Here is an 11507-nt window from a genome sequence, read left to right as displayed (position 1 = left end):
CGTGCCTCGCTCTGGTGGGTGCCGACCTTGGTCGGCACGGCGCGGATCTACCTGCGTGTGGTGGCAACCATCAGCAGAGCACTCCCTGCCAACACCGCCGCAGCCCACAGCGTGGCGTGCAGCCCGATGCCATCCAGCAGCCGTCCACCGCCCCACGCCCCGAGCGCGATGCCGATGTTGAACACACCCACATACAGCGCGGTGGCGATCTCCACGGCCTGCGGCACCGCTTTCATCATCCAGCTCATCAGGCCCACCGATACACCGCCATAGGCCAGGCCCCACAGCAGCAGCACCGCGATGCCAGCGGACGGTGTGTTTCCCACCCACAGGAACAACAGCGGCGTCAGCAGCAGGCCCGATGCGATCGCCAGCACCGTGCAACGTGGATGGCGTGCTGCCAGTGGCCCGGCGATGAAGTTGCCGGCGATGCCGGCCAGGCCGTAGACAAACAGCAGTGCACCGATCCACGACGCATCCACGCTGGAGACGGACGTCAGCAGCGGCCGCACATAGGTGAAGGCGATGAAGTGCCCGGACACCAGCAGCACGGTCAGCCACAGGCCACGCCGCAGGTCGCGTTGGCCAAGCTGCTGCACGAACTGCCGCAGCCGCACCGATGTACTGACAGGCAACGCAGGAACCACCCACAGATGCAGCAGCATCACCGCCGCACTGAACAACGCCATCGCCACGAACGCGCTGCGCCAGCCCAATGCATCCCCGATCAGCGCGCCCAGTGGCACGCCCAGCACCGAAGCTGCGGCCACGCCACCGAAGATGATCGAGGTGGCCATGCCGGTGCGGTGAGCCGGCACCAGTCGCGCGGCCAGACCGCCTGCGATGGCCCAGATGCCGCCCATGCAGAATCCCACCAGCACCCGCGCGGCCAGCAGCCAGCCGATGCCCGGTGCCAGTGCCGACGCAAGGTTGGCGACCAGCAGCAGCCCCAGCAGCGCGCACAGGATACGGCGACGATCGATGCCACCGGCTGCGATCACCACCAGCGGTGCGAACAGGGCCGCCAGCAGGGCCGGCAGCGAGATCAACAGACCGGCGGTACCGGTGGACGCGCCGAGATCTTCGGCGATAGGGGTCAGCAGGCCCACCGGCAACATTTCGGTGGTGACCACCGAGAAGGTGGCGAGGCCGACGGCGGAAACTGCCCACCACGGATGGCGGGGCACAGGCGCGGCGTGCGCAGGCGAGGAAGCGCTCACGGGATGATTCCTTCAGGGGATGTGGACGCGGCGGACGGGCGCAGTGCACGTTGCGCGAGCATGGCGAACAGCAGCACGCCACCGCCTGCGACCAGCGCAACGACAAAGCCGCTGCGCACGCCCCCCGCATCGACGCTCTGCCCGGACAGCGCCGCGCCCAGCGCCACGCCGATGTTCAATCCGGCCAGCAACCAGGTCATGCCCTCGGTCAGGCGCGATTCGGGCACGTGCTGTTCGACCAGCGACATCGCCACGATCATCGTCGGCGCGAAGAACACTCCGGCCAGCAGCACGGCAACGGCCAGTGCAGGCAGGTTGCCCACCCACAGCAACGGCAACGTGGTCAGTGCGGTGGCCGCAGCGCCGGCCAGCAACAGGCGCGGCAACGGTGCCTGCAGCTTCAGTGCACCGAACAGCAGGCCCGCTGTGCAGCTGCCCAGCGCATAGGCCGACAGCACCGCGCTGGCGGCAAGCGGCTTGCCCCGCTCTTCGGCGAACGCCACGCTGGTGATGTCGACGGTGCCGACAATCACGCCCATCGCCAGCATCAGCAACGCCAGCAAGCGGATCTCCGGCTGCCGTAGCAACGAACGCGAGGGTACGTCACCTTCGCGGTGCTGCAGCGGCGGCTCGGTGCCACGCTGCATTACCAGTGCGGCCACTCCAATCACCAGCAGCAATGCTGCCGCCAGCACGCCCGCCTGCGGCCACACCGCAACCGACAATCCCACCGACAGCGGTGGCCCGGCGATGAAGGTCACCTCGTCGAACACGGTCTCCAGCGAATACGCGGTCTGCAACTGCGCGCGGCCGCGATGAATCGCGGTCCAGCGCGCGCGCACCATCGCCGACACGCTTGGCATGCAACCGGCCAGCATCGCCGCAATGAACAGCGTCCAGTCCGGCGCAGCCAACAGCGTGCACGCGAGCAGCAACAGCAGCCCCGCCGCACTGGCCGCCGTGGCCCACGGCAGCACCCTGCCCTGGCCGTGGCGGTCGACCCAGCGCGACACCTGCGGTGACAGCAGCGCGTAGGTCAGCACGAAGGTGGCCGACACCGCACCAGCCAATGCGTAGCTGCCGCGCAGCTGCGACAGCAGGGTGATGATGCCGATGCCGGTCATCGGCAGCGGCAGGCGTGCCAGCAGCCCGGCCAGGGCGAGGCCGGCGGTGCCGGGGGCCGCGAACAGGTCGCGATAGGGGGTGGCCATCAGGATCTCCAGGGCAGCGACTTGCCTGGCGCACGGGGCGCCACGACAATACATACAGAACGTATGAATAAGAGGCTACATTCATACGCACCGTATGTAAATAATCATGCACTGTGTATGTAAGGAGCTCCGGATGGTTCGTCGCACCCGCGCCGAGATGGAAGAAACCCGCGCCACCCTGCTGGCCACCGCCCGCCGTGTGTTCAGCGCGCATGGCTATGCCGCCACCTCGATGGACGACCTGACCGCCCAGGCCGGGCTGACCCGTGGCGCGCTGTACCACCACTTCGGCGACAAGAAGGGCCTGCTGGCGGCGGTGGTCGCCCAGCTGGATGCCGAGACCGACCAGCGCCTGCAGGCGATCAGCGACGGCGCCGACGATGCCTGGGAGGGTTTCTTGCAGCGGTGTCGTGCCTATCTTGAGATGGCGCTGGAACCGGAGATCCAGCGCATCGTGCTGCGCGATGCACGTGCGGTGCTCGGTGGCGCCTCACCGGAATCGCAACGCCACTGCGTGCACTCGATGCAGCACCTGATCGAACATCTGGTTGCCCAGGGCATGGTGGCGCCGGTGGATGCGCAGGCGCTGGCGTCGTTGATCTACGGCAGCCTGGCCGAGGCCGCGTTCTGGATCGCCGAAGGCGAAGATGGCGACACGCGCCTGCGGCAAGCGACGGCGGCGCTGGAGATGCTGTTGCGTGGATTGAAGTCGGCCGGGTGAAGCGCATCCACGCATGGCGTGGAACTATTGCGGAATCCGCATCTGGTAGATGCCAACCTTGGTTGGCGCTTCTGCGGCATAGCGCGAAATGCGTGCCAACCAAGGTTGGCATTTACCAGGCAACGGTGGGCCACTCGCGCAGGACGTCCACCGGCACACCCATGCGCGTGCAGGCGCGGCTGGCGAGGCCATCTGGCAGCGCGCGGCGGAACAGGGGCGCCATGCCCTGCATCAACTTCGCTGAAGCTGCCGCCTGCGCACGCTGGCGACCATTGCGTTCCAGCATGCCCTCGGCCCAGTCCGGCAGCAGCGCCGCACCTGCACCCAGGAACACTTCGCGCGACAGCCCCGGCACCGGTACCGGCAGGCGCACGCTGGACAACACCTCCAGCACTTCGCGCGAGCGCTCATCCACGCGCAGTTCCGGCTGCCGCGCGCAGAAGTACGCCGCCACTTCCGCCTCACTGCGCGGTACATCCACCGCGCCCAGTGCCTCGGCCACGCAGCGGTACTCGTCGTAGTAGCGGTCGGCGATGTGCGCCGGCACCTCGCGCCCGTAGCGACGGAAGCCCTGCAGGAAGCCAAATGCTTCAGTCACGTGCACCCAGGTCAGCAGTTGCGGATCGTCCGCCGCGTAGGGCTCGCCCTGCGCGGTCTGGCCGCGGATCTGTGCGTGGATGCGGCGTACCTTCGCCACCAGCGCCTCCACCTCACCGGTGGGCGCATAGCTGGTGCCGGCAACGAAGGCGGTGGTGCGGCGCAGGCGTCCCACCAGGTCCTGACGGAAATTGGAGTGGTCGTAGACCCCGGCCAGCGCGCGCGGGTGCAGGGTCTGCAGCATCAGCGCGCAGAGGCCACCGGCCAACATCGAGGGGAACTCGGCGTGCAGCCGCCAGGTGACGCTGTCAGGTCCGAACCAGCCCGGGTCGCCCAGCGGGTGGTCGTAATCGATGCCGCTCTGGCCACGCGGGAAGGCCTCCAGGACCCAGCGCCGAATCGGCGCGGTGACGGGGCGGGAGAGTCGCTGCAGCAAAGCCGGCATCACAGGTCCAGGAAAGGCGGAAGAACGGCCGCAGGTTGCGCGGTCGGCCCCGATTCTGGGCGATCACGACGCCGGCGGCGAGTCTCGGCGCTCAGCCGCGGTTTCATGTGCGGCCGCAGCACGTTTCACCCTGCGACATCCTGTCGCAGGCTGCGACCATGATGTTGCGATGCAGCAACATTCACCCATTCAGACAAAACCCTTACGCCGCTAGGCATTGCGCCCATTGCACGGCTCGCTGGAAGTGCTAGAACTGAACCCGCCACACCGTCCAACGCTGATCGACGCACGTTCCACAAGGAGCCAGCCATGATTGCTTTGTTCAAGGGTTTGGGACTACTGCTTCGCGACAACGAGCTCTACAGCAGCCCGTTCGAAAAACAGGTCGCGCACTGGCGCAGCCTCAGCGAGCAGCAGATCCGCGATGAAGTGGCTGTGCTGGCCCAGGCCAAGTGCCAGTGGTTGATCGCCTCGATCGTTGGCTGGCAGGCGGCCTCGCTGCTGATCCTAGGGCTGATCACCAACTACCTGTGGCGCGACGATTACCACATCACCTTCACGCGCGTGGTCGTGGTGTTCGGCTCGTGGATCTCGATCCTGTTCGTGATCTGGTTCATGGCCAACATGTTCGACCGCACCGCCGGTTTCGAGCGTTGGATGAAGGCCTTCAACAGCCGTGCCCGCATCAGCTCCAAAGCCGACAGCGTCGAGCACGTGGCCGAGGCGCTTGACCTGGCCGAGCATTACCCGGAAGTGCTGGACTACAAGCAGGCGGTCACCGCCAAGCGCGAGCTGCGCCACGAGGACATCCGCATCATGACCGAGATCGGGCGCATGAAGCAGCACTCCGAACTGGTCGGCCGCCTGAACCATGTGGGCGAGAACGAGCACCACCACGACCTGACACTGCAGCCTGCCTACTGACCCTTCAGGGAAGCGGGGGGACCCACACTGCCACCGTGATCACTCACGGTGGCAGTGCTCTATCGGGTCCTGGCTGACGCACTGACGGAAGCCGTTGGGTAGCCCACGCATAGCCTCGGTCTTGCCTGCTGCAACGGCGAACCGGCGCAGCGGCGGTGTGGTGCACGCGGCATCGGTGCTGCACGCTGGGTCCAGCACCAGGTAATGGCAGTGGCCACTGCTGCTGGCAATGCACTGAAAGCGCGCCTCCCCATCGACCACCGTACTCTTGCTGTACAGCGTGTCCACGCCGTTGGCATGGGTGCGGGTGATCGAGGTGTTGCGGGATTTTTCGCAGCCGGCCAGTGCCAGCACGGCAACGCACGCAATCAGCAGACGGGACATGTTCATTCCTCGGTGCAGGGGGATGCGGCTGCGGCTACATGCCGCGGAACAGGCTCATGAACGGCTGGCTGACCACCAGCGTCTCCGTGCGCCCACGCAGGCGCAGCACGCCGCGCCCGGTATCGTCGCGGCTGACCGCCGCCACCGCCTTCATGTTGACGATGGTCGAGCGATGGATCTGGCGGAAATGCTGCGGGTCGAGCACTTCCAGCAGTTCGCGCAACGGTGTGCGCAGCAGGCTCTCGCCGGCAGCGGTCACCACGGTGGTGTACTTGTTGTCGGCACGGAAGTAGGCCACGTCCTCCAGCATGATCAGCTGCGTCTCGCGGCCGTTGCTGGCGGTGATCCAGGCCAATGGCGGGCGCTCTGCCGCCCCCTGCGATGGCCCCAGGCGCCGCAGCAGGCGCTCGAGTACGGCATCGTCCTGGCGCGTTGATGGCAGCCGCGACAGGATGCGTTCGCGGGTGGCCAGCAGGCGCTCGTCGCTGACCGGCTTCAGCAGGTAATCCATCGCGCCCTGCTCGAACGCGTCGATGGCGTACTGGTCGTAGGCGGTGACGAACACCACCTGGGTACGCGGACTCAGCTCGGACAGCGAACGGGCTACTTCAATGCCACTGATACCGGGCATGCGGATATCGAGGAAGGCGATGTCCGGCTGCTTCTCGGCCAGCTGCTCCAGTGCGCTGGCGCCATCCTCGCACTCGGCCACCAGCTTCAGGTCCGGCCACAACCGGCCCAGCTGCTCGACCAGCGACTGCCGCAGCAGTTCCTCGTCTTCGGCAATGAGCGCCTCAAGCGGCATGGCTGCGCTCCTTGCTCGACTGCGGCAGGGTCATGGTTGCGGCCACGCCGCTGGGGAAGTTGGCGACGATCGCCACGCCGGCCTGCTCACCGCAGGTCAGGCGCAGGCGCTCGCGCAGGTTCTTCAGGCCGATGCCGGTACCGCTGGTGCCCTGGCCGAAGCCGAGGCCATCGTCGGCCACCGTCACCGTCACATGGTCATCGAAGCCACGCGCCAGGATCCAGATCGTGCCACCGCCGGGCTTGGGTTCCAGGCCATGCTTGATCGCGTTCTCCACCAGCGTCTGCAGCGCCATTGCCGGCAGCTGCACGCCGTGCAGCTCGTTGGGCACCTGCACCTCCACCCCCAGCCGTGCGCCCATGCGGATACGCAGGATCTCCAGGTAGGCACGGGTGCGCTCCAGCTCTACGCCCAGCGTGGACAGCGATTCGTCCACCTGTGGCAACGAGCTGCGCAGGTACTGGATCAGGTGGCCCAGCATCTGGTCGGCACGTGCCGGGTCGGTGCGGGTCAGCACCTGCGCGTTGGCCAGCGTGTTGTAGAGGAAGTGCGGTTCCACCTGCGCATGCAGCAGGTTCAACCGGGCCACCGACAGTTCCTTTTCCACCTGGGTCTGCTCGGCCGCGGCCTGCTCGTCGCGACGCTGGTCGGCAACACGGCGGCTGATCGCGCGGGTGACCGCTTCGGCATTCTCGAAGTTGCTGCCCTCATCCAGCGCCAGCAGGTCGGCCCACCAGCCGGCATCCGGTTCAAACAGCAGGGTGACGGTACTGGTGCCCTGCCCCGGCGTGACCGTCGCCAGCACGCTGTTGCGCTTGATCGCCAGCCGTGCCGGCAGGTTCCAGCGCGACGGCTGGCGGCCGTTCCAGGCATCCACGCGGCGCACGTAGGCCCGTACCTGCAGGCTGCCGGCCGAACTTTCCACGTCTTCAACGCGCGGCAGTTCGGCGATGGCCGCTTCCACCACCGAGAATGCCTGGCCGGCATCCATCGGCAGTTCCACCTGGCGGCGCTGGCGGCCGGAGAGCGTGGTCGAATCCAGCCGGCCGGCGACCAGCCAGACGCGGCGTACATGGGTAATCGCGCTGCCCAGCGCGGAAATCATCAGGAACATCGCCAGCAGGCCGAAGATCCAGCCCGGGCCATCGTTCATGCCACTGAAGATGCCGCTCCAGACCATGCCGGCGACGAACAGCGCCGCAGCCCAGGCCAGCAGGTGACGAAGCAGGAGAGAGAGGCTGGCAAACACGGCGGCGCCTTGGAGGAAGGGGGTGAGCCGAGCATAGGGCGGCCCGCCGGGCAAACAAGCGGGCTGCGACGAAGGGGGGAAAAGCGGGGATGGAAGCCGTTACGGAAACGCCGGGCATGGCCCGGCGTTTCCCCGGAGGGGCAATGCCGGCCAGCGGCCAGCACTACCGAACGCCATTATTTGCGCTGATCGGCGCTGGCGTCACGCACGGCGCGGAAGGACTCGTCCCTGCTCCAGTTCGGCCAGCTGCGCGAATTGGCCAGCTGGTTGCCCAGCGTGTACAGCACTTCCAGGTCGCGGGCGGCACCGGCGAACACCCAGTCCGGTTGCCATTCGTCGCCCTGCTGGTGGTAACGCTTGGCGGTGTAGTCCTCGGAGGCCTTCTTGCCTGCGGCCACGCCACCGTCCACCCAGTCCTGGCCGGCCGACCACGACAGTGCCGGCACGCCACGCTTGGCGAACGGGAAGTGATCGGAGCGGAAGAACAGGCCCGCTTCCGGCTTCGGGTCCGGGGTGTAGCGGATGTCCCAGCCCTTGGCCACGTCCTTCAGCTGGTCCAGCAGCTCGAAGCGCGCGGCACCGTAGATGCCGAAGTCACGCGACGGGCCGAACGGCGCCATGCCGTCCATGTTGATCACCGCCACGGTCTTTTCCAGCGGATACAGCGGGTGCGTGGCGTAATACTCCGAACCCAGCAGGCCCTTCTCCTCGGCGGTCACCGCCAGGAACAGGACCGAACGCTCGGGGCGCTTGGCCTTGGCGAAGCCGCGCGCCAGTTCGATCAGCGAGGCGGTACCACTGGCATTGTCCAGTGCGCCGTTGAAGATGCGGTCGCCACGTGCGTCGGGCTCGCCCACGCCGATGTGGTCCCAGTGCGCGCTGTAGACGATGGTCTCGTCCGGGTGGCGGCTGCCTTCCAGGCGCGCGGCCACGTTGTGCGAGGTGATCACTTCGGTCTTCACCGCGTACTTCGCGTCCAGGCTGGCGCCGGTCAGCGGCACCGGGGTGAAGTCGCGCTGCTGCGCCTTCTTCTTCAGCGCTTCGAAGTCCTGCCCGGCCGAGCGGAACAGCTCCACGGCCAGGTCGCGCTGGATCCAGCCTTCCAGCAGCGGGTGGCTGTCGGCCGGGTTGTCACGCACCACGTCGAACATGGTGTTGGTGTTGGAGCCGGCCACGGTGGCCCAGCCGTACGACGCCGGTGCGGTCTCGTGCACGATCAGCACGCCCAGCGCGCCCTGGCGGGCACCTTCTTCGTACTTGTAGGTCCAACGGCCGTAGTAGGTCATGCCCTTGCCGTCGAAGTCGCCCTGGCCGGTCTCGAAGTCCGGGTCGTTGATCAGCACCACGGCGATCTTGCCCTTCAGGTCCACGCCCTTGAAGTCGTCCCAGTTGCGCTCCGGGGCCTTCACGCCGTAGCCGAGGAACACCAGCGGCGCCTTGCTGATGTCGACGTTGCTGGCGCCGTTCATGGCGGCGCGCACGGCGATCTGCTTGCCCTGCTCCAGCGCAACGGTCTTGCCGCCCTGGTGCAGCGCCAGCTGCGGTGCGCCGACGATGTCGCCCTTGCGCAGCGGCACGGCCTGGGTCCACAGGCGCTTGCCGTCCTTGAGGTCACCGCCCGGCTGCAGGCCGGCATCGGCGAACTGCTTGCTGAGGAAGGCGATGGTCTTCTCTTCGCCGGCGGTGGCCGGGGAGCGGCCTTCGTAGGCGTCGGAGGCCAGTTCTTTGACGTCGGCGGAGATCCGCGCGCCGTCGAATTTCGGGGTGGCCGCCATCAGTGCGCTCGACACTGACAAGGCCAGCAGGCCCAGTGCTACTCGCTTCATTGCTCTCTCCAGCAGGGAAATCCTTCTGGAGTGTAATGGGATTCGGCAGGGCTGCGCCCTGCATCTGCCGAAGCCAGGGCAGCAGCAACAGCTGGAGCAACAGCAACAGCAACAGCAGAAACAGGCATTCGGTGGGATGGCGGGGTGGGTCCGGTTGCGGGGGACGCTGTAAACCCCGCTCCTCGGTCCGGCCCAGCCGCTGGCGGCTGTGCGTTCGGGCGCTTGCGAAGCAATGCTTCGCAAGCAAAGCGCCCTCACCCTTGGGGGCTTGGCCGCGGCATCCATGCCGCGGACACCCCCGCAACCGGACCCACCCCGCCTTCGACACATTTCTGCTGCTGTTGGTGGGCGTCAACCTTGGTCGACACGCCGCTGTTGGTAGGTGTCGACCTTGGTCGACACGGACGGAAACACGAAGGGGCCAGAGCCCTCTCCCGGCGGGAAAGGGCTCTGACCCCATCGGTGTGTTGCTTGCGCGTGTTACCAGTTCGGGTCTTCGGCCGGGGCGGCAGCGGGCTTGGGCTTCGGCTTGGCCGCCGGACGAGCGGCGGCAGCCGGCGCGGCCGAGGCGGTCGCACTGGCAGCAGCAGCCGGCTTGCTGCCCAGCTTCTGGCGCAGTTCGATCTGGCCCGGGCGAAAGCCGCCGCGCATCGCGTCGACGCCGTCTTCGATGGTGCCGTAGGAGGTCTGTGCGGCCACGCGGTCGATGCGGATGGTGCAGCACGGGTGTTCGCTGCGGCCCAGCGAGCGGCCGGTCTGCGGGTCCTTCAGTTCTTCGCCCAGGCGCACGGCCTGCCAGCGCTGGCCTGCCTGCAAGGTGTCACCGCCCTGGCTCAGCACCACCTGGTCGCCGTCCACCGAGACCACCGACACCGGGAACAGCGTGGTGACGATGGTGGTGCCGATCTGGCCGGACAGCGATTCCATCATCGCCGCGGCCATGCTGCGGCCGTTGACCACGCGCGGCAGGGTGCTGGGGCCGGTCGAGGCCAGCTGGTGGTCGAAGCTGTCGGACATCACCACCTGGCCGGTGGTGGCGTTGATCAGGCGCAGGGTGATGCGCCCGCCACCGGAGTACGAGGTCACCTGGCGGTCGGACATGCGCAGGTTGCGCACGCTGCGCGGGTACTCGAAGCGCTCGATGGTCGGGATCAGGATCAGGTCGGTCGCCAGCTGCTGGCCCACGCGTGCGGTGTCCTGCAGGCGCACGTTGCCGCTGTTGATGTGGTCGATCTCGGCCTGCAGTTCGTCACCGAACTCGCGGTCCAGCACGATGAAGCGCTGGGTCTGGGTCAGCGTGTCGGACAGGCGGGCACGGATCGCATCGGCCACTTCGTCCGCGTCCACGCGGCCGTCACCCACGGCGTAGCTGCCGGCCTTGGTGCGCGGCAGTGCAACCACGATCTTCGGCTTGCCCTGCTCGTCCGGCGCACGGTACTGGGCAATCTGCGCGCGCACGCGCACCTTCCAGTAGCTGCGCATGCTGCGATGGGTCACATCGGAATCGTAGGAGCTGGCGCCACGCTTGGCATCAACACTCACCTTCTCGTCGTAGCTTTGCTTGACACTGGCCGAGGCCGAACCGCTCTTGGCCGAGGCTTCGCCGGACGCACTGGCCGACGCCGAGCCCTTGAAGCTCCAGCCTTCGTCGCTGGCGCGCACGCGGGCGATGGTTTCCTCGTCCAGCTGCCGCACTTCATCCTGCGACAGGATTTCATAGCCCAGCACCGCGCCCTGCGAGCCGGCGATCATCTGCTGGGTGAACGCGTCGGCGCGGATATCGCCGACGTGTTCGTCATCCACATCCACATGCAGGCCTGCACGCAGGCTCTGCATCTGGCTGGCCACGCGTACGCCGTTGACCTGCGCCACCGCCGACTGCAATGCCGCCAGCACCGCCAGTTCCGGGGTGCTGCCGATGCCGTCGGCTTCGCGCGCGACCTGGGTGGTGCCGCCGAAATCCGGCGTGCCACGCAGGGGCGCTGCTTCCACGGGCGCATTGCTGGCCAGTGCACTGGTTGCCTTGTCCTTGGCGGGCGCGGCGGCCGGGGTGTCCTGCTTGCCACAGGCTGCAAGCAGCGTGGCAGCCAGGCCCAGGCCGATCAAACGGTAGGTCATACGCATG

The 11507-nt window shown here is 67.4% G+C and carries 10 protein-coding genes; 2 read left to right on the top strand and 8 right to left on the bottom strand.

Annotated elements, in window-relative coordinates:
- Positions 1–47: 47 nt before the first annotated feature.
- Positions 48–1220, bottom strand: coding sequence for an MFS transporter (locus ACW5IY_RS02175; protein WP_049435175.1), 1173 nt, complete (start codon positions 1218–1220; stop codon positions 48–50).
- Positions 1217–2431, bottom strand: a complete 1215-nt coding sequence (locus ACW5IY_RS02170; protein WP_049435177.1) for an MFS transporter — start codon at positions 2429–2431, stop codon at positions 1217–1219. The genes ACW5IY_RS02175 and ACW5IY_RS02170 overlap by 4 nt, the downstream gene beginning before the upstream one ends.
- Before the next feature lie 133 nt (positions 2432–2564).
- Between ACW5IY_RS02170 and ACW5IY_RS02165 the strand changes: the two genes are divergently transcribed.
- Positions 2565–3152, top strand: a complete 588-nt coding sequence (locus tag ACW5IY_RS02165) for a TetR/AcrR family transcriptional regulator (RefSeq protein WP_049435178.1) — start codon at positions 2565–2567, stop codon at positions 3150–3152.
- A gap of 112 nt (positions 3153–3264) precedes the next feature.
- Here ACW5IY_RS02165 and ACW5IY_RS02160 read toward each other — a convergent pair whose 3' ends face one another.
- Positions 3265–4194, bottom strand: coding sequence for an oxygenase MpaB family protein (locus ACW5IY_RS02160; protein ID WP_049435179.1), 930 nt, complete (start codon positions 4192–4194; stop codon positions 3265–3267).
- Between the two features lie 309 nt (positions 4195–4503).
- On the opposite strand from ACW5IY_RS02160, the gene ACW5IY_RS02155 reads away from it, so the two are divergent.
- Positions 4504–5118 (top strand): hypothetical protein, encoded by a 615-nt coding sequence (locus tag ACW5IY_RS02155; RefSeq protein WP_049432369.1) that lies wholly within the window; start codon positions 4504–4506, stop codon positions 5116–5118.
- A 39-nt stretch (positions 5119–5157) separates the two neighbouring features.
- Here ACW5IY_RS02155 and ACW5IY_RS02150 read toward each other — a convergent pair whose 3' ends face one another.
- The 5 genes from ACW5IY_RS02150 to ACW5IY_RS02130 all read right to left on the bottom strand — a co-directional run bounded on the left by ACW5IY_RS02150 (position 5158) and on the right by ACW5IY_RS02130 (position 11506).
- Positions 5158–5502: a hypothetical protein gene (locus ACW5IY_RS02150; protein WP_049435180.1), complete on the bottom strand. Its 345-nt coding sequence runs from the start codon at positions 5500–5502 to the stop codon at positions 5158–5160.
- A gap of 34 nt (positions 5503–5536) precedes the next feature.
- Positions 5537–6307, bottom strand: coding sequence for a LytR/AlgR family response regulator transcription factor (locus ACW5IY_RS02145; protein ID WP_010484137.1), 771 nt, complete (start codon positions 6305–6307; stop codon positions 5537–5539).
- Positions 6297–7556 (bottom strand): sensor histidine kinase, encoded by a 1260-nt coding sequence (locus ACW5IY_RS02140; protein WP_010484138.1) that lies wholly within the window; start codon positions 7554–7556, stop codon positions 6297–6299. Before ACW5IY_RS02140 ends, ACW5IY_RS02145 begins: the two co-directional genes overlap by 11 nt.
- Positions 7557–7732: 176 nt before the next feature.
- Positions 7733–9382 (bottom strand): M28 family metallopeptidase, encoded by a 1650-nt coding sequence (locus ACW5IY_RS02135; protein ID WP_049435182.1) that lies wholly within the window; start codon positions 9380–9382, stop codon positions 7733–7735.
- A 480-nt stretch (positions 9383–9862) separates the two neighbouring features.
- The gene (locus ACW5IY_RS02130) at positions 9863–11506 is read right to left on the bottom strand and encodes a CsgG/HfaB family protein (RefSeq protein WP_049436969.1); all 1644 of its coding nucleotides are present in this window, start codon (positions 11504–11506) and stop codon (positions 9863–9865) included.
- Between the last annotated feature and the right edge of the window lies 1 nt (position 11507).

This window comes from Stenotrophomonas sp. C-A (assembly GCF_054030835.1).
The sequence above is the reverse complement of the archived record's forward strand: the minus strand, read 5'-3'. Positions and strand labels throughout refer to the sequence as shown.